The following is an 18,646-nucleotide window of genomic DNA, read 5'->3' on the forward strand; positions in this document are numbered from 1 at the left end:
GCAATCCCTTGCGTGCGCCCACGATGCGTTCCTTCCCGGCCCTGTTCCATCCCAGGGAATCGTTTCCACGCAAAACAGCACAAAGCCGTAAAAACGAAAAGCCCGCATGAAACACGAAGGGGCCGCGCGGGATGTCCCCCACGCGGCCCCGGACAGGCCTCGGATGTCTCACGCGCGCATCAGAGCAGCGGCAGCGCCATCACCAGTTCCTGCTGCACAGGCTGCTGCGCGACGTTGACGGGGCGGCAATCCGAACGGGGCGTCCCCGTGCCCCCATCCGTCTGGCCAGGCAGCGTCATGGCGGACACGCAGAGCTGGTATTCGCCCGGGTTCACGCCTTCGAAGCGCGCGGGCTGCGCCATGGACAGGGCCTGGACCTGCGCGGGCTGGTTGGCGCCCTGGAGCTTCTCGATGAGGAGCACCCGGGCCTCCTGGGCGCGCGTGCCTTCCGCGGCCTGGGCGCGCACCAGCACCGTCACGCTGCCTTCGGGAATCGTCAGGTCCACGCGGGCCGTCTGCTTCGCCTGGATGTTCGCCGTCGTGCGCTGCACCTGCTGGCCGCCACCCGACTCCGTCACCGCCAGCACCGAGTACGTCGCCGGCGCCAGGTTGTCGAAGTGGAAGGTGCCATCCGTGCCCGTCGTCCCGCTGACGCCGCCCGCGGGGGCCGCCGGGTTGGTGACGATGATCAGCGCGCCGCTCACCGGCTGGTTGCCCTTGAGCACCGTGCCGTCCAACTGCCCCGTCGCGGACAACCGCAGGTCCATCTTCTGGTCCGCCACGCCGGCCAGGAGCTGCGTGAACTCCGACCGCCCCTCCTGGAAGTGCTCCGCCGACAATTGGAGCGGTGAGATGGGGAGCCCCTCGAACACGTAGCCGCCATCCGGCCCCGTCCGCACCTGCTGGAGTCCGTACTCCAGCGCCGCCGCCGAGCCCACCACCACGCCCACGCCCTTCACCGGCTGCGACACAGTGACCGTCGCGTCGGCCACCGGCGCGCCCGACGCGTTCACGACGCGGCCCTGGAGCTGCCTTCCTCGCTGCACGACCACGTCCCCCAGCGAAGTCTCCTGCCCCTCCTGGATGCGCACGCCGGGCACCGTCTTGTTCATGAAGCCCTTGCCAGTGATGTACAGCGTGTGTTCACCCGCAGGGACGCCTCGCAGGTGGAAGCGCCCGTCCCCACCACCGTTGGGCGCCGCGCCCGCGCCGCGCACCACCACGGAGAAGTCGGTGGGCGGCACCTGGTCCTCCCGGACGACCCGGCCCGTGAGCGTGCCTCCCAGGCTCATCTTCAACACCGGCTCCATGCCGCCCGTCTCCGCCTGCACCGGCGGCGTCAGCCACGGCAACCGCTGCTGGAGCGTGGTGCCCGGCGGCGCGGCGCGAAGCAGGTAGGTGCCGGGCAGGAGGCCCCGGAACTCGAAGCGCCCGCCCGGATCCGCCGTGGTGATGAGCTGCCCGCGCAGTGTCTGCTCCGACCGGCCGCGCATCCTGGCCCCCGTCAACTCCGCCGACACCACGGCTTCGCCCACCGGCTGACCGCTGGAGGACTCCACGCGCCCCCGCAGCACCTCCGCCGCGGACAGCACCAGCACCACGGGCGCCTTACGCACCGCCTCCTGGGACAGGTCCACGAACTGCGTGCCGGACGTCGCGCGCTCGTGCTTCGCCACCACCGCCACGCGGCGCTGGGGCAGGCCCTCCATCTCGAACGCGCCGCGCGCATCCGCCGTGGTCTGCCGGGCCAGCGTCCGCCGCGCGCCCTCATCCAGCGCCACCCGCACCACCGCGTAGGGCACCGGCGCCCCGCGCGCATCCTCCACGCGGCCACTGAAGCGCGCCGCATCCGGCACGGTGATGGTGATGCCGGACTGTTCGCTCATGCCATCCAGGCGCACGGTCGCGGACGTGCCCGGCGCGACGCGCGGCCCGGAGGCCGTGAACTGGTAGGGCCCCGCGCCCAGGTGCTCGAAGCGCCACGCGCCCCGGGCGTCCGTCTCCACGCCATCCCCGCGCGCGTCCGTCAGCGACAGCAGCGTGTTGGTCGTCTCCGGCACCGGCATCACGACGACGCCCGCCACCGGCTTGCCCCGCGCATCCACCACCGTGCCGGAGGCCGCCGCGCCACCCCGCAGCGCCACCGTCACCTTCTGGGCCACGTCCACCGCGTCCACCACCTGCGTGACCTGCCACGACGGCGCGAAGCCCCGGGCGGACACCTTGAGGACATGGCGTCCCACGGGCAAGCCTTGCAGCAACGCGCGGCCCTGCGCATCCGTGGTGCCCAGCACGGTCTGCTGCGAGCGCAATTCCACGGCCGCGCCCGGCACGCCCCGGGCCTCCGCGCCCTCCACCACCGTCACCTCCAGCGACGCCGCGGGCCGCAGGTGCAGCACCAGGGGCTGCGTCTCGTCGTTCAGCCACAGGCCCACCGGGCCCGCCAGCAACGAGCCATGCCGGGCGACGACCTGGTACGCGCGAGGCGACAGGCCCGTGATGTCGAACGTGCCGTCCTTCCCGGTGCGCACCGAGCGCGGCGGGCTCGTGTCCAGCACCACCGTGGCCCCCTCCACCGGGAGTTCCTCCGGGTCCAACACCAGGCCCTGCACGTGGAAGCCGCCCGGACGGTCCTCGTCCGGCACCAGGGGCAGCGCCGACAACTCAGTGAGGCCCGCGCCCCGGGCGGAGACATTCGAGGAACGGACCGAAAGCGGGGTGGCCGGGGCTTCCTCACGCGCGGCGACGACCGTCGGGTCCGCGTTCGGCTCGCGCAGCGCGAACCAGAGGAGGAGGCCCGACACCAGCGCTCCCAGCACCCACGCAACCCAACGCTTCATGGCCCTGTCCTCAAGGAAATGGAAAAGGAGGGGCCGCGGTCAAAGGCACCGCGGCCCCGGTTGTCACGTGACGCTTCTGGAGACGAACGTCGCCGCGACTAGCGGTCGAACGTCGCGTCGCTCAGCACGGGAGCGGCGCTCGTCGAAGCGTTCGCGGCCGCGCCGTAGTACTCCACCCAGTAGAACTCGTCGTCGCCGATGACGATGATGATGACGTCCTGGGCGTTGGTCGTCGGGCCGTTGTAGTCCGAACCCTTGGCCGCGGAGGCCGGCACGGAGTACGAGGAGGCAGCCAGACCCGCGACGAGACCGAACAGCGCAAGCAGCTTCTTCATGGGGGCAATCCTAGCGTTGGGGGTTTTGAACAGCCCTGACGCTCGGCTCCGGGGCCCCAGAGCTTCACGCCAGTATCCACCCTCCCCTATGCGGGAGGGTGAGATCCTGTGGACGGCTCCGCCAGGGCTTCGACAGCCACCGGGGCGGAGGGGGACGACGAACGGGGAAGGAAACGCTGGCGCAGACGCGTCAGGAAACGACCGATGGCGCGGTACTCGTCATCGCCCATCAGCGCCAGGTCCACGGACGTCATGAACAGCGAGAAGGTGACCAGCCCGAGCACCAGCGCGATGCCCACGTGGAACGTGAAGCCCATCACCACCGCCAGCCGGCGGCTGTAGGGATTGAGGAAGAGCAGGAACGGGAACGCGACCTGGAAGGCCACCGTGCAGTACGACAGCGCCGTCACCACGAAGGCGTCGCGGTAGATCCACTCCGTCACGCCCGGAATCACGAACTGCCCGCTGCGAAACGCGTAGTAGAGGGCCGTGCCGTCCTGCCACACGCCGCCCTGCACCTTGTAGAGCCCGGCAAGCCCATACACGAGGCTGATCTGCACCGCGAACGCCACCATCGCGGTGTTGTGGAACATCGCGCCCACCTTCGCCCAGGGCCCCGGCTCCACGCCCTCCGGCGCGGCCGGCCCCTTCGCGCGCCGCTCCGCGTCCAGGGAGAAGTGCGCGCTGACGTCCGCGAAGCACGCGTACACCAGGATGAGGTGGATGATGTTGTCCCCGCCGTCCCAGATGCCCGGGAAGCGCTGGTGCAACGACCACAGGAACACCCATTGGAAGGGCGTCAGCCAGCGCGCCCTCCAGCCCACCATCCACAGCACCGCCACCAGGATGCCCAGGTGGTAGCAGACCTCGAAGAAGAGCGGCGACGCGCTCCAGGCATAGACGGAGAAGTTGCGCGTGTGCGCCAGCTCCGCGACGAACGTCTCATACGGCCACAGCCCGGACGGCCCGAACAGATAGCGCCGCTGGGAGTAGTTGATGAGGTATTCGATGAGCACCGCCGCGCCCGCGACCAGGCGGAAGAGGCTTGCGCCCATCAGGTAGCGCGGCTGCGATTGCCAGGCGGTGAAGGCCTCCCAGGCCTTCGCCAGAGCCGACGGCGACCCAGGGGAGACAGCGGGGCTGGAGCCTTCGCTCATCGCGCCTCCACCGCTTCCATGGGCTGCCAGGACAACTCCATCCACGTCGTGTCGCCCGGCGCGTCCGCGTTCATGCGCTGGGAGAAGGCAGGCGCCTTGATGGTCGCCATCCGCACCCGCACCTCCCGGGTGCGCAACTGGGGATACAGCGACGTGCACGCCGCGGACGCCACGCGCCCCAACAGCCGCCGCCCCTGCTGCTTGCGCTGCTGACGCTGGCCCTCCGCCGCCGCCACCGCCTGGCGGTAGGCGTCCGTGTCCTCGGGCTTCTCCAACAGCCGGGTGGTGATTTCGTCGTCGCTCGCCGTGAGCTGGCTCAACCCCGCCACCTGCGCGCGCTCCAGCCGGTCCGCGGGCGTCAGGCGATAGCGCTGTTTCAAGTCCAGCAGCGGCGACGTGACGTTCACCCAGGGCTCCTCGCGCGAGACACCCGCCGCGTCCTCACCCCGGCATGCCACGAACACATGGCGCGTCTTGGCCTCCACGTCTGGCGCGAACAGCGTCCAGCGCTGATAGAAGAAAGGCTGCATGTATCGGTTGACCGCGCCAAGGACAGACACCTTCACCGGGTTGATGGGCGTCAGGAACGCCAGCGTGAAGGCGAAGTGGATTCCCAGACCGAACAACAGCACTGCGGGCAGCACCTTCTGGAGTGCTTGACCCAATTGCTGGAATTTCATGATTGCCCGGAGACCACGTGAGGTCTTGCAGAACGAATCAAGCGGGAGCGATGTGAATAGCAGTAACACGCGAGAAAACTTTGCGTCAACACGGCCGCCCCATTTCACCCTGATTGAAACGGATTGAGCCGTCCCGCCCAGGCGTCTGGTTGGACCCGCTTGTGACATGAAGGGTTACAAAAGCAGCGGGGCCGCGTGGGGAAGTGTCCCCACGCGGCCCCGAAGGCCCTACGGTGTTTCAGCCGGCCTGTCTCAGGCGGGCTGGATGTCGCTGTTCTTCACGCGGAACGTGTGTGAGGCGAACTTCGCCTCCAGCTCGCTGGGGTCGCGCTTGGAGTAGTCCTTGGCCACTTCCGCGGCGGGGATGAGATGGAAGGTGGCGAGCGTCTCATCCGCCTTCACCTCCACCACCACGAAGCCGTGCGAGTCCGCGTCCGCGAAGCGCAGGCCGGCGTTGGAGTCCTTGAGCGTCTTCTCCATGTTGGTGACGGCGTACCCGTACACGGGCGCGCCCGGGGCGTAGCCCGCGCCCAGCAGGGCCAGGCCCGCCAGCTCCTTGATGGAGCCGGAGGTGATGCCCGGCGCCGTCAGCGTGGGCACGCCCTCCTCCACCGACGCGAACGACGCGTGGATGTCGCCGGAGAGGAACAGCGCGTTGCTCACGCCCTGCGCCTTGAGCGTGTTGAGCATGACCTTCTTCTTCGTGGGGAAGCCGTCCCACTGGTCCACGCTGAAGTAGAAGCGCTGGCGCAGCGTCGGGTCGTAGATGTCCGACTTCGCGCGCAGGTCCCAGATGAGCGCCGACAGCGACGTGGAGCTCACCACCATCTTCCAGGTGTTGGTCGCCGAGGCGAGCGTCTGGTTGAACCACGCCTGCTGATCCGGCCCGAACACGTCCTCGCTCGCGCCCGCGGACAACTGGTACTTCACCGCCGCGAACAGGTCGAAGGTGTCCTTCACCACCACGTAGCGCGAGCCCTGGATGTTGAAGAGCGCGCTCTTGCCCATGTGCGCGTACGCCAGGCCTCGGGGCTTGTCCGCCGCGGCGATCTGCAGCGCGGCGAAGCCCGCCGCCTTGAACACCTGGTTCACGTAGAAGAGCGCCACCGGGCCCTTCACCCAGAGGCCCACCTTCTGCGCGGCCTCCGCGTCCGTCAGGCCCGCCGCCTTCGCCTGGCTCAGGTACGCGCCCTGGAGCACCTGCTTGTGCTGCGCATAGGCCGCGTCGTCGATGTTCACGTACGCGAACGTGTCCGCCTGGAAGACCTGCTTCACCGCGTCCGGCTGGCCCGCCAGCGCCGCGCCCAGCAGCGTCGCGTCCAGCGCCACCGCGCCGGGGTACGCGTCCTCCGGGATGAGGTGGTCCGGACGGTAGCTGCGGTAGTCCGTCACCAGCAGCTTCAGGTGCCGGCCGTATTCGAAGTCACGGTAGATGCGCGTGTTGGGGAAGCGCGGCTCGTTGTCCACGTTGACGACACCTTCGGCGGACTGCGCGGTGTCCAGCGGGATGAACTCCAGGAACGCCTGCTCGGCGTTGTGCTTGCGCTCCAACTGCGTCTCGTCCCGCTTGCCGTCCTCGTACGTCGCCACGTCCTTCCAGCAGTCGTCGGAGAACTCGTGGTCGTCCCAGGTGATGATGAACGGGTAGCGCTCGTGCACCGCCTGAAGCTGCCGGTCCGTGCGCACCGTCTTGTACAGGTCGCGGTAGTTGGACAGCGAGTTGGCCGCCAGGAACGCGGTGACGCCCGTGCCCTGCGCCAGCGCGGCCTGGGGCTCACTGAAGCGCACGGTGCGGCCGCCGTCGGCGGACTGGAAGGACGTGTCGCCCGTGGTCTCGTAGACGTAGTCCCCGAGGAACACGATGAAGTCCAGGTCCTGGTCCAACTGCAACAGCCGCTGCCACGCGTTGTAGTAGCGGCCAATGAAGTCCTGGCAGCTTGCGAAGGCGAACTTCACCGGCACGTCGTCACCCGCCGCGGGCGCGGTGCGCGTGCGCCCGATGCGCGTGGTGTTCTTCTGGCCGTCCTGCTCGTAGGAGAAGCGGTAGTAGTACGTCGTGCGCGACGACAGGCCCGTCACCTTCACCTTCACCGCGTGGTCGTGCGCCGCCAGCGCCGTCAGGTCCTTCTTGTCCAGCACCAGCGAGGAGAAGTCCTCCGTCGTGGAGACCTCCAGCCGCAGGGGCAGGTCCTGGCCGGCGCGCGCGGTGTCCTCCACGCGCACCCACAACACCACGCTGTCCGGGCGCGGATCTCCCGACGCCAGCGATTGCGGGAAGTAGGGCGAACCATCCGGCGTGGCCGACGTCTCGTCGTCGGAGCATCCAAAGGTCGTCGTCGCCGCGACAGCAACCACGGCTTGCAGGAACGTGCGGCGTTTGAAGGGGTTGAACAAGGCGTTGGACTCCAGCGGGAATCGGGTGAAGGGGTGTTTCCCGGCCGACGAAGTCTAGAGGCGCTTCCCCCTCCACACGAAACATCCCCGCGACACACCCGCATGACCTTGCGCGTCACGCGGCCGTGCCTGCCCGTCCCCCCGCACGCATTGAAAGGGAAAGGGGCCGACCGCCAGCGACGGCGGTCGACCCCTTTCTTCCTTCAGGCCCGCGCGCGCCGCTCCCCCCGGAGGAACGCGCACGGACTGTCTTCGGACGCGGCGTGTGGGCCTACTTCACGGCCTTCACGCGGGGACGCTTCTCCCCTTCCGCGGGCTCCGCCGGGGCTTCCGCCGCGGGGGCGCCAGCGGCCGCCTTGCCGATGCCGTACTTCTCCAGCACCAGGGCTTCAATCTCCTTCTGGGTTTCCGGGTGCTCGCGCAGGTACTCCTTCGCGTTCTCCCGGCCCTGGCCGATGCGCTCTCCCTTGAAGGAGAACCAACTGCCGCTCTTCTCCACGATGTTGTCGTTGGAGGCGAGGTCGATGAGGTCGCCCTCACGGGAGATGCCCGTGCCGTACATGATGTCGAACTCGACTTCCTTGAACGGGGGCGCGACCTTGTTCTTCACGACCTTCACGCGGGTGCGGCTGCCCACCACGTTGTCGCCGTTCTTGATGGCGCCCACGCGGCGGATGTCCATGCGCTGCGACGCGTAGAACTTCAGCGCGTTGCCGCCCGTCGTCGTCTCCGGGTTGCCGAACATCACGCCAATCTTCATGCGGATCTGGTTGATGAAGATGACGCACGTCTGGCTCTTGGAGATGGTGCCCGTGAGCTTGCGCAGCGCCTGGCTCATGAGGCGCGCCTGCACGCCCATGTGCGCATCTCCCATCTCACCCTCGAGCTCCGCCTTGGGGACGAGCGCGGCCACCGAGTCCACCACCAGCACGTCGATGGCGCCCGAGCGCACCAGCATCTCCGCGATCTCCAGGCCCTGCTCGCCGGTGTCCGGCTGGGACAGGAGCAGGTCGTCGGTGCGCACGCCCAGCTTGCGCGCGTAGCCCACGTCCATCGCGTGCTCCGCGTCGATGTAGCCACACACGCCGCCGCGCTTCTGCGCCTCCGCGACGATGTGGAGCGACAGCGTCGTCTTGCCGGAGGACTCCGGCCCGAAGATTTCGATGATGCGCCCGCGCGGCACGCCGCCCACGCCCAGCGCGATGTCGAGCGAGATGGACCCCGTCGAAATGGCCTGGATGTCCTTCATCATCGGCTCGTCGTTGCCGAGCCGCATGATGGAACCCTTGCCGAACTGACGCTCCACCGCCGCCAGCGCCAGCTCGATCGCCTTTTCCTTCTCCTGATTCACGGCCATTTCTCGTCGCTCCTTGGAAGAGTGGGCCACCCCGGCCCACCTGAACGCGCTTTTAGTACGCGATGGGTAGACCCTAGTCCACCCCTCTGACATCCGTTTTGGGTTCTGCCGGTCAGCTCTTGCGCAGGGCGGCCAGGAAGGCGGCCACCAGACCGCCCAGCCCCGCCACCCAACCGGCCGGGACGTCCGGCACCAGCAACATCCACAACCCCACCCCGGACACCACCGTCAGCAGCGCCAGGGCTCCGCGATACAGGGGAGAGCCCACCGAGGCAACCGTCAGCAGCGCCAGGGACAGGAGGCTCAGGAGCCCCTGGAGGATGAGCAGCCCGCCAGGCTCGACCAGCCCCGTCACCGTGAGCAGCACCTGGGCCGCCAGCGCCCCCAGCCCCACCGCGAGCGCCGGGAACGGCCCGCCCCGGGGCGGCGCGAGCTGGGTCCCCAGCACCGGGGTGGTCTTCAGGTGGTCCAGGTCCTCCGGGCGCACCTCCAGCGCATAGGGGAAGCCCAGCGCCAAGAGCGACTCCACCGTCGCGGCGCGGCAGGTGCGCCCGTCCGCGTCCACCAGCCCCTCCAGGGTGCCGCCCTCCAGCAGCCGGTGGAAGGCATCCGCCTCCGCGCGTCCCGCCCCTTCCGCGACCACGTCCGCCAGGAGCCCGTTGAAATCCGACGCCAGCCGCAGCCGCTCCTCCCCCGAGGCCCGCCGGGCCTGCTGCGCCAACAGGAGCATGGGCAGCGGGGAGTCCGAGGGCGGGGTGGGCGAGCCGGACTGCGCCGGAGGCTCCCAGGCCGCCAGGTCCGACGGGGCACCGTCCTCGCCCTCGAAGGGGGAGTCGGATGTACGTGGACGTGGGCGGGAAGCATCGGTCACGGTGGCGAAACTGTAACCGGGGCGCCCCTCGGGGTTCAAAGTGGAAGGTGCCCGCAACTTCCTCCGGGCAACGGGGTTGATGCCTCACGGATGGATTCGGACCCGGACACGCAGGCGATGCTGAAGGTGGCGGCGGGCGACAAACAGGCCTTCGCCTGGCTCTTCGACCGACACCACGCGAGCGTGGCGCGCTTCGCGTTCCGCTTCGTGGGGGACCCGGCGCGAGCGGAGGAGCTCACGCAGGACATCTTCGTGAAGCTCTACCGCCACGCGCGCTCCTACAAGCCGACGGCGAAGTTCAAGACGTTCCTCTTCCGGGTGGCCACCAACCACTGCCTCAACGAGATGCGGCGCGGGGAGTACCGCGTGGCGCGCCTCGCCTCGGAGGCCCCGGACGCGGACGACGCGGGAGCGGTGGAGATGCCAGGGCCCGAAGGGGACCGGCCCGACCAGGCGTTGAGCGGCCGGGAGTTGGAAGCGGCGGTGGGCGTGGCGCTGGGCGATTTGAGCGACCGCGAGCGCGCGGCCTTCACCATGTGCCGGTTCGAAGGCATGGCGTACCGGGACATCGCCGAAGCGCTGGAGGCGAGCGAGGCCGCCGTGAAGAGTCTCATCCACCGCGCCACCCTGGCGGTGGCGCGCAGGATTGAAGCGTTGCAGGCGGGCACCGTGCCCGCGAGGAGTCGGGCATGAGCTGCACCTACGAAGAAGACCTGACGGCCTACGTCGACGGGGAGCTGCCGCCCCCGCTGCGCACCCGGATGGAGGCCCACCTGGGCACCTGCGCGGAGTGCCAGCGGACGGAGCAGTTGCTGCGAGTCACCGTGGCGCGGATGGCGGAGCTGCCCGCCTTCATCCCGTCCTCCTCCTCGCGCCGGGAGGTGCTGGCGCGGCTGGACGCGCTGCCGCCCACGTGGCGGGAGCGGATGGCGTCGCTGTTGCGGCCGGGCGTGCTGGTGCCTTCCGCGGGCGTGGCCGCGACCGCGGTGCTGGCGCTGCTCGTCGCGGGACGCGGCGGCGTGGACACCGCGGCGCTGGAAGAGCTGGACGCGGGCGCGCTGGAAGTGGCGACGAACCTGGAGCTGGTCGAGGACTACGAAGTGCTGGGACTCGACAGCTCCGACGACCTGGAGGTCGTCGAGAACCTCCACGAACTGGGGATGCCGTGATGCTGGGAAGAACGACCCTGACGGCCCTCGCCGTGGGACTGACGCTGGCCCTCCTGCCGGTCGCGTCCGCCCGCGCGGCGAACGCCCCCACGCCCACCGCGGCCGAGCGCTTCGAGAAGCTCCCCCCGGAACAGAAGGAAGCGCTGAGAGCCAAACTGCGCGAGTTCAAGGCGATGCCGCCCCAGGAGCAGGCGCGCGTGCGCGAGAACCTCCAGCGCTGGCGGCAGCTTCCCCCCGAGGAGCGGGAGCGGCTGCGCACCAACCTGCGCGACTTCCAGCGCCTGTCGCCCCAGGAGCGCAAGGCCGTGCGCGAACAGGTGCGCGACCTCAGGGGCCTGTCCACGGAGCGTCGCGCGGAGCTGCGCCAGCGGATGCGCGCCTACCTGAAGGAACACCCCGAGCGCCGCGAGCAGATGATGGAGAACATGCGCCGCTGGCGGCAGATGTCCGCCGAGCAGCGTCAGGAGGCTCGCGAGCGGCTGCGCGAAAGGCGGCGCAAGTGAGCACCGCCCCGTCATGGCTGCTGCTGTTCACGCTCGGGCTCGCCCTGCCCGCCGCGGCCCAACAGGCCCCGTCGCCGGGTGAAGCACCGGAGCGCCCCGCCCCCGTCGCGCCGGTGCATCCGGAGGCGCGCCCCATCCCCACCGACGTCCGCCGCCAGGAGCCCGCGCTCACCGACGAGGACCGCGAGGTGGTGGAGAACCTGGAGCTGCTCGAATCGCTGGACGCGGCGGCGGACCTGGAAGTGCTGCTGGAGCTGTCGGAAGACCCCTGAAGCCGCGCACCCCAGCGTGAAGCAAACGAAGAAGCCCGGGCCCCTGTGGAAGGGAACCCGGGCTCTTTCGCGTCAGGCGTTGAAGCGCCGTGTCGCTATTCGACCGTCACGCTCTTGGCCAGGTTGCGGGGCTGGTCCACGTCGTTCCCGCGCATCTCCGCCACGTGGTAGGCGAGCAGTTGCAGCGGGATGGTGGCCACCACCGGCGCGAGCAGCGCGGAGGCGGCGGGGATGCGGATGACGTGGTCGGCCAGGGTGTCCGCCTGCGTGTCGTCCTCGTCGATGACGGCGATGACCTTGCCGCCGCGCGCGCGGACCTCCTCGATGTTGCCGATGATCTTCTCGTACGCGACGTGCGGATGCTTCGGCGCGATGACCACGACGGGCATCTTCTCGTCGATGAGCGCGATGGGGCCGTGCTTCATCTCACCGCCCGCGTAGCCCTCCGCGTGGATGTACGAGATCTCCTTCAGCTTGAGCGCGCCCTCCAGCGCCACCGGGTGCATGGGGCCGCGGCCGAGGAACAGGAAGTCCTGCGCGTTCATGAACTCACGCGCGACGCGCTTCACCTGCGGCTCGCACTTGAGCACGTCCTCGATCATCTTCGGCACCTGCGCCAACTGCGTCAGGTGCTCCTGCGCGCCTTCCACCGACAGCGTGCCGCGCATGCGGCCCAGCTTCACCGCCAAGAGGTACAGCGTCACCAACTGCGTGGTGAAGGCCTTGGTGGACGCGACGCCGATCTCCGGACCCGCGTTGGTGAGGATGTGCAGGTCCGACTCGCGCGTCATCGCGCTGCCAATGACGTTGCAGATGGCCAGCGTGTGGGCGCCCAGCCGCTTGGCCTCCTTGAAGGCGCCCAGCGTGTCCGCCGTCTCACCCGACTGGCTGATGGCGATGACCAGGTGCGACTTCTCCACGATGGGGTCGCGGTAGCGGAACTCGCTGGCGAGTTCCACTTCCACCGGCAGCCGCGCCAGCGACTCGATCATGTGCTTGCCGGCGACGCCGGAGTGCCACGACGTGCCGCACGCCAGGATGGTGACCTTGGTGAAGGACTTCACCTGCTCGAGGCTGAGGTTCCACGTGTCGAAGTGGACGTCGCCTTCGGACAGGAGCATCCGGCCGCGCAGCGTGTCCGCGATGGCGCGGGGCTGTTCGTGGATCTCCTTGTGCATGAAGTGCTTGTAGCCGCCCTTCTCCGCCATCATCGGCGTCCAGTCGATGCGGCGCGTGGGGCGGTTCACCAACTGGCCCGCGCGGTTGAAGATGTCCACCTTCGCGGCGGTGATGACTGCCAGGTCACCCTCCTCCATGTAGACGAAGTCGCGCGTGTGCTCGAGCAGCGCGGGCACGTCGCTGGCCACGAAGTTCTGGCCCTCGCCCAGGCCCAGCACCATGGGCGACGCGTCCTTGGTGCACACGATGCGGCCCGGATCCTTGGAGCACACCACCACGAGGCCGTAGGTGCCCTTCACCTGCTTGATGGCCGCTCGCACCGCGTCCGGCAGGTCCACGCCGCGCTCGACCTCCTCGGAGATGAGGTGGGCGAACACTTCCGAGTCCGTCTCCGACGCGAAGACGTGGCCGCGCGCGCGCAGCTCCACCTTCAGCGCCAGGTGGTTCTCGATGATGCCGTTGTGCACCACCGCCACGTTCTTGTACGTGTGCGGGTGGGCGTTCTCGTCGGAGGGACGGCCGTGGGTCGCCCAACGCGTGTGGCCGATGCCCGTCGTGCCCTTCGGCAGGTCCTGCACCACCCGGTTCTCCAGGTTGCGCAGCTTGCCCGTGGCGCGCACCACGTTGAGCTGGTTGCCGCTCACCACCGCGACGCCCGCGGAGTCATAGCCCCGGTACTCGAGCTTCTTCAGACCCGACACCAGGATGGGAGCAGATTCCTTGTCACCGACGTAGCCAACAATCCCGCACATATTCCTGCCTCTTTCTCGACCCGCGCCCGCCAGAGCAAACCACGGGAAACCTTGTCACGCCCAACCACGCCCCACCGTCCGACCACCAGGCAGGCGTCGGAAATCAGCCTGCCTTCACCTTCGTCTGCCGCGCCTTCTTGGCCGCCACCCAACCCTCCTTCACCACCTGCGGCGCACGGGACACAGCGAGGCTCCCAGGAGGCACATTTTTCGTCACCGTGGTGCCCGCGCCGACATACCCGCCATCTCCCACCTTCACCGGCGCCACCAACTGCGAGTCGGAGCCGATGAAGACCCCGTCGCCCAGCTCCGTCAGGTGCTTGTTCACCCCGTCATAGTTACAGGTGATGGTGCCCGCGCCGATGTTGCAGCCCGCTCCGATGTTGGCGTCGCCCAGGTAAGTCAGGTGGTTGGCCTTGCTGCCCTTGCCAATGCGGGCCTTCTTCGTCTCCACGAAGTTCCCCAGATGCACGTCCTCTGCCAACTCGGTTCCGGGACGCAGCCGGGAGAACGGGCCGATGATGCACCGGTCGCCCACCCGCGCCTCCTCCAGCACCGAGTAGGGCTTGATGTGCGTGCCGTCCGCCACGTGGGAAGCCGTCAGCACGCTGCCCTGGCCGATGGTGACGTTCTTGCCGACGACGGTGCCGGCCGCGAGCGTGACGCTCGGCCCAATCTCCGTGTCGGTGCCAATGGTGATGCCCTCTTCGATGTACGCCGTGGCGGGGTCCTGGATGGACACGCCCGCGCGCATGTGGGCTTCGTTGATGCGCTGCTGGAGCACGCGGGCCCGCGCCGCCAGCTCCACCTTGTCGTTCACGCCCGCGGTCTCCGTGGCGTCCGCGTCCACCGCGCCCACGGGGCCTTGGCGGGCGGCCATCTCCACGAGGTCGGTGAGGTAGTACTCGCCCTGCGCGTTGACGGGTTTGATCTCCGCGAGCGCCTTCCACAGGAAGGACGCCTCCACGGAGTAGATGCCCGCGTTGCACTCCTTCACCGCGCGCTGCTCCGGGGTGCAGTCCTTGTGCTCCACGATGCGGGACACCTTGCCGCCCTCGCGGATGACGCGGCCGTAGCCCGTCGGGTCCTCCAGGGTGGTGGACACCATGGCCAGCGCGCCGCCCGCGGCGTCATGCGCGGACAAGAGCGCCTGGAGCGTCTCCTTGCGCAAGAGCGGCACGTCTCCGTAGAGGATTAGCACGCGGCCCTCGTGGCCCGCGAGCGCGTCCTGGGCGGCCTTCACCGCGTCCGCCGTGCCGCGCTGCTCCTTCTGGAGCGCGAAGCGCAGGGGCGCGTCCGGGAAGTGGGCACGGATGGACTTCTCCACCTCGGCGGCCTGGTGGCCCACCACCGGCACCACGGACGTGGCGCCCAGTTCCAGGGCCCGCTTCAAGGGATAGGCGCAGATGGGACGACCGAGGATGGGGTGAAGGACCTTCGCCTTCTCCGACTTCATCCGCGTGCCCTTCCCCGCGCACAGGACCACCGCTGCCAAAGCTGTCATATGCGGCGGAGAATTAGGGACCGCCGATCAACTCGTCAACCGCGAGCGGGCGTCAAAGCGGGCCGGGGACCTTCAGAAGAAGTCCGGACGCTGACTGCCACACACAACGTATTGCGCTGGACCGTGATGCCGTAACGCGGCTTCAGGAACGTCGTCAGCCGCACCGGAACGGAGGCCGGCACCGGAGCCGGACCCTCACTGGGGTTTGGAGGACTCATGGACGCCACCAGTCGCTACACATGGCCCAAGAGTGCCTTGTCTCCTTTCACAATCCAAGGAAAAAAATGTTGTCCTGTTGAAACCCTGGTCCCAACGCGATGCATGGTGCATTAGGGAACGGCCGGAAATCACAAGGAAAGGCGTCCAGGTGGGAAATACACACATTGGATCCGTCGGGCATGCACTTGCCCGCTCGGTGGGACTCGCGGTGCTACTCGCGGCGGCGACGGCCTTCGCGGCGCGGCCCTACCGGGGAGGTGCGGTGGCCACCGCGTACCCCCCCGCGAGCGAGGCCGCGCTGAAGATGCTGGAGAAGGGCGGCAACGCGGTGGACGCGGCCGTGGCGGCGGCCTTCGTGGCGGCCGTGGTGGGTCCCTACCATTCCGGTGTGGGCGGTGGTGGGTTCGCGCTGGTGCACGACGCGAAGACGGGCGACACGCGGGTGCTGGACTTCCGCGAGGTGGCGCCGAAGGCCGCGTCCCGCGACATGTACCTGAAGGACGGCGCGCTGGTGCCGGGGCTGTCCACGGACGGCGCGCTGAGCGTGGCGGTGCCGGGCGCGGTGGCGGGCTATCTGGAATTGCTCGCCACGCACGGCAAGCTCAAGCCCGCGGTGGTGCTGGCCCCGGCCATCCAGTTGGCGAAGCAGGGCTTCTGGGTGACGCCCAAGTACCAGCAGATGGCGACGGGCCGCGCGGAGTGCCTGCGCCAGGACGCGGAGGCCGCGCGCATCTTCCTGGTGAAGAACGCGCAGGGCACGCCGGACGTGCCCCCCTTGGGCCACCTGCTCAAGCAGCCGGACCTGGCGCGCACGCTGGGCCTCATCGCGAAGGGCGGCGCGAAGGCGTTCTATTCGGGCCCGGTGGCGCAGGCGCTGGTGAAGTCGGTGAAGGACGCGGGCGGCGTGCTCACCCAGGAGGACCTGACGGCCTACACGACGCGCAAGGCCACGCCCCTGGAGACCACCTACCGGGGCCACCGCATCCTCACCATGCCGCCGCCGAGCGCCGGAGGACTGGCCGTCGTGCAGGTGCTGGGCATGCTCCAGCAGTTGCGTCCCCAGGGCCTGCCCTACCGCGACCCGGACGCGCTGCACCTCTACGTGGAGGCGGTGCGCCGCGCGTACGTGGACCGCGCGAAGTACCTGGGCGACCCGGCCTTCGTGCAGGTGCCGCTGGAGCGGCTGTCCTCGCCCGGCCACATCGCGGACCTGGCGGGCAACATCGACCCGAAGAAGGCCACCGCGAGCGCGTCCCTGCTGGCGCCGGTGACGGGCGGCCCGGCCTCCACGCTGCGCCGCGACGCGGGGCCCCTCACGCCGGAGCCGGAGAAGAAGAACACCACGCACATCTCCGTCATCGACAAGGATGGCAACGCGGTGGCCATGACGACGACGGTCAACTACAGCTTCGGTTCGTGCCTCGTGGGCAAGGGCACCGGCGTGCTGCTCAACGATGAGATGGATGACTTCGCCGCGCAGCCGGGCGTGCCCAACGCGTATGGCCTTGTCACGGGCGAACCCAATGCCATCCAGCCCGGCAAGGTGCCCCTGTCCTCCATGTCGCCCACGCTGGTGTTCGCGAAGGAAGACCCCAAGCGCGTGATGCTGGCGGTGGGCAGCCCTGGTGGCTCCACCATCCCCACCACCGTCATCCAGGCCATCAGCAACGTGGTGGACCACGGCATGGACGTGACGCGGGCGGTGGGCGCGGGCCGCCTGCATCACCAGTACCTCCCGGACGAATTGTGGGTGGACAAGTGGGGCCTGGAGCCCGCGACGCTGGCCACCCTGGAGGCCCGGGGCCATAAGATTCGCCGCGTGGACGGCTGGGGTGACGCGGAGGCCGTCTACAGCGACCCACGTACGAACCTGCGCTCCTCGTCCAGCGACCCGCGCAACGAGGGCGCCGCGATGGGCCAGGACTAGAGAGAAGGAGAACCGTGCCCGAGCCGCTGCCGCTCTTCGATGCGCACCTCCACCCGGAGGCCCTCACCGACCAGGACCTGGAATCCATGCGCTTCTTCGGCGTGGAGCGGGCCCTGGTCGTGGCGCATCACTTCCCGGAAGCGACGGCCAAGGCGCTGCGCCAGCACTTCGACCACCTGGTCGAACGCCAGCTCCCCCGGCTGGAGCGGCTGGGCATCCGCGCCTGGGCGGCCCTGGGCGTGCACCCGCGCTGCATCCCCCGCCGGGGCCTGTCGGAGGTCCTGGGCCACCTGCCGGACTACTTCGAGGGCGGCCGCGTGGTGGCCCTGGGAGAGACGGGGCTGCACGCGGGCGGCGAGGAGGAGGAGGAAGCGTTCCTCGAACAGCTCGCCCTGGCCCGCCAGCTCAAGCTGCGCGTGGTGGTGCACACGCCCCTGAAGGACAAGGAGCGCCACACGCGGCGCATCCTCACGCTGCTGCGCCAGTCCGGGCTCGCCCCGTCGCGCGCGCTGGTGGACCACGCCAACGCGCGCACCGTGCGCACCATCCTGGAAGTGGGTCACTGGGCAGGGCTGACGCTGCACCCGGAGGCCCTCCAGGCGGACCGGGCGGTGGCCCTGGTGCGGCGGCTGGGCAGCGAGCGGCTGGTGCTGGACTCGGACGCGGGCGACGGCGCGGGGGACATCCTGGGCCTCGCGCGCACCGCGAACCTGCTGGGCAAGGCGAAGCTGTCCGAACGGCTCGTGCGGCGCGTCACCCGGGACAACGCCGCGACCTTCTTCCAGATCCACGACTGAGCGCGCCAGACGCGCCCGGTGCGGGCGGCACCGGGCGTGTGAAAAGGCTCCGGGCTCCAGGGCTTGTAAATGCAACGGGCCCCGCGCAGTGAAAGCGCAGGGCCCGGAGATTTACAGTGCATGCGGCCAACCGGGCACCCGAAGGGTGCCGGGGGACCTAGTTCACGGACGCGGAAGCAGACGCTTCGGGCTGCAGGGAGAGGCCCTGCGCATCCGGCGCCAGCCGCACCTGGACGCCCTGGGAGCGGTACTCCGCGAGGGAATCCGCCGCGTCGTCGAGCATCTGCTGGTAGCGCTCCTCCAGCTCCACCGCGATCAGCAGCATCGTCTCACCGGCGTCCGTGACGCCCGGCCGGTACACCTGGCACCGCTGGAACCGCGCCCAGCGACCGTTCTGCATCTTCACAAGCTCGCCGTCGTAAGCCATGCGCCGCTCCTCACGTGGGGAATCCGACGAACGCAATCTAAAGTCGAATCCGGGCGCTGTCACCCCCCTGCTTGAAAATTCGTAAACCCACCGTGATTCCAGAGGGTTGACGGCACTCAAAGGGGGACTGGGGCTCCATCCGCGGACCGGGCCGGCGTAAAATGTAAAGTTCGTGACTGTCAACGCGGTTAACCCCGCCCCGGGGGCGATGATGCGTTGCGCTGTCAACACTCCGGGGGATGGCGCGGTGCAGGGGGGCGAGC

The 18,646-nt window shown here is 69.3% G+C and carries 16 protein-coding genes; 6 read left to right on the top strand and 10 right to left on the bottom strand.

The window, feature by feature from the left end; translation table 11 throughout:
• Positions 1 to 179: 179 nt before the first annotated feature.
• From D7V88_RS24885 to D7V88_RS24915, 7 genes are all read right to left on the bottom strand, one after another.
• The gene (locus D7V88_RS24885) at positions 180 to 2,840 is read right to left on the bottom strand and encodes a carboxypeptidase-like regulatory domain-containing protein (protein ID WP_120543139.1); all 2,661 of its coding nucleotides are present in this window, start codon (positions 2,838 to 2,840) and stop codon (positions 180 to 182) included.
• Positions 2,841 to 2,938: 98 nt separating this feature from the next.
• On the bottom strand, positions 2,939 to 3,175 hold the full coding sequence (locus D7V88_RS24890; protein ID WP_120543140.1) for a hypothetical protein: 237 nt from the start codon (positions 3,173 to 3,175) through the stop codon (positions 2,939 to 2,941).
• 86 nt (positions 3,176 to 3,261) lie between these two features.
• Complete coding sequence (locus D7V88_RS24895; protein ID WP_120543141.1) at positions 3,262 to 4,332, bottom strand: HTTM domain-containing protein; 1,071 nt, start codon at positions 4,330 to 4,332, stop codon at positions 3,262 to 3,264.
• Positions 4,329 to 5,012: a DUF5819 family protein gene (locus D7V88_RS24900; RefSeq protein WP_147448855.1), complete on the bottom strand. Its 684-nt coding sequence runs from the start codon at positions 5,010 to 5,012 to the stop codon at positions 4,329 to 4,331. The genes D7V88_RS24895 and D7V88_RS24900 overlap by 4 nt, the downstream gene beginning before the upstream one ends.
• Positions 5,013 to 5,264: 252 nt before the next feature.
• Positions 5,265 to 7,406: an alkaline phosphatase D family protein gene (locus D7V88_RS24905; RefSeq protein WP_120543143.1), complete on the bottom strand. Its 2,142-nt coding sequence runs from the start codon at positions 7,404 to 7,406 to the stop codon at positions 5,265 to 5,267.
• Positions 7,407 to 7,677: 271 nt separating this feature from the next.
• Complete coding sequence (gene recA / locus D7V88_RS24910) at positions 7,678 to 8,763, bottom strand: recombinase RecA (protein WP_120543144.1); 1,086 nt, start codon at positions 8,761 to 8,763, stop codon at positions 7,678 to 7,680.
• Positions 8,764 to 8,875: 112 nt separating this feature from the next.
• Positions 8,876 to 9,634, bottom strand: coding sequence for a hypothetical protein (locus D7V88_RS24915; protein WP_147448856.1), 759 nt, complete (start codon positions 9,632 to 9,634; stop codon positions 8,876 to 8,878).
• Between the two features lie 90 nt (positions 9,635 to 9,724).
• Here D7V88_RS24915 and D7V88_RS24920 point away from each other — a divergent pair, with 90 nt between their 5' ends.
• Genes D7V88_RS24920 through D7V88_RS24935 form a run of 4 tightly spaced genes read left to right on the top strand, consistent with a single transcriptional unit; the run spans position 9,725 to position 11,578 of the window.
• Entirely contained in the window at positions 9,725 to 10,327 is a 603-nt protein-coding gene (locus D7V88_RS24920; RefSeq protein ID WP_120543146.1) for an RNA polymerase sigma factor, read from the top strand.
• The gene (locus D7V88_RS24925) at positions 10,324 to 10,803 is read left to right on the top strand and encodes an anti-sigma factor family protein (protein WP_120543147.1); all 480 of its coding nucleotides are present in this window, start codon (positions 10,324 to 10,326) and stop codon (positions 10,801 to 10,803) included. The genes D7V88_RS24920 and D7V88_RS24925 overlap by 4 nt, the downstream gene beginning before the upstream one ends.
• Positions 10,803 to 11,306, top strand: a complete 504-nt coding sequence (locus D7V88_RS24930; protein ID WP_120543153.1) for a DUF3106 domain-containing protein — start codon at positions 10,803 to 10,805, stop codon at positions 11,304 to 11,306. Before D7V88_RS24925 ends, D7V88_RS24930 begins: the two co-directional genes overlap by 1 nt.
• On the top strand, positions 11,303 to 11,578 hold the full coding sequence (locus tag D7V88_RS24935; RefSeq protein ID WP_120543148.1) for a hypothetical protein: 276 nt from the start codon (positions 11,303 to 11,305) through the stop codon (positions 11,576 to 11,578). The genes D7V88_RS24930 and D7V88_RS24935 overlap by 4 nt, the downstream gene beginning before the upstream one ends.
• Before the next feature lie 95 nt (positions 11,579 to 11,673).
• On the opposite strand, the gene glmS is transcribed toward D7V88_RS24935, so the two are convergent.
• Together glmS and glmU are read right to left on the bottom strand one after the other, a co-directional pair.
• Entirely contained in the window at positions 11,674 to 13,509 is a 1,836-nt protein-coding gene (glmS, locus tag D7V88_RS24940; protein WP_120543149.1) for a glutamine--fructose-6-phosphate transaminase (isomerizing), read from the bottom strand.
• A gap of 103 nt (positions 13,510 to 13,612) precedes the next feature.
• Positions 13,613 to 15,013: a bifunctional UDP-N-acetylglucosamine diphosphorylase/glucosamine-1-phosphate N-acetyltransferase GlmU gene (glmU, locus tag D7V88_RS24945; protein ID WP_120543150.1), complete on the bottom strand. Its 1,401-nt coding sequence runs from the start codon at positions 15,011 to 15,013 to the stop codon at positions 13,613 to 13,615.
• A 415-nt stretch (positions 15,014 to 15,428) separates the two neighbouring features.
• On the opposite strand from glmU, the gene ggt reads away from it, so the two are divergent.
• Together ggt and D7V88_RS24955 are read left to right on the top strand one after the other, a co-directional pair.
• Entirely contained in the window at positions 15,429 to 17,159 is a 1,731-nt protein-coding gene (ggt, locus tag D7V88_RS24950; RefSeq protein ID WP_372241117.1) for a gamma-glutamyltransferase, read from the top strand.
• 14 nt (positions 17,160 to 17,173) lie between these two features.
• The gene (locus D7V88_RS24955) at positions 17,174 to 17,956 is read left to right on the top strand and encodes a TatD family hydrolase (protein ID WP_120543151.1); all 783 of its coding nucleotides are present in this window, start codon (positions 17,174 to 17,176) and stop codon (positions 17,954 to 17,956) included.
• A 157-nt stretch (positions 17,957 to 18,113) separates the two neighbouring features.
• Here D7V88_RS24955 and D7V88_RS24960 read toward each other — a convergent pair whose 3' ends face one another.
• The gene (locus D7V88_RS24960; protein ID WP_120543152.1) at positions 18,114 to 18,383 is read right to left on the bottom strand and encodes a hypothetical protein; all 270 of its coding nucleotides are present in this window, start codon (positions 18,381 to 18,383) and stop codon (positions 18,114 to 18,116) included.
• Positions 18,384 to 18,646 lie beyond the last annotated feature (263 nt).

This window comes from Corallococcus terminator, assembly GCF_003611635.1.
GTDB lineage: Bacteria > Myxococcota > Myxococcia > Myxococcales > Myxococcaceae > Corallococcus > Corallococcus terminator.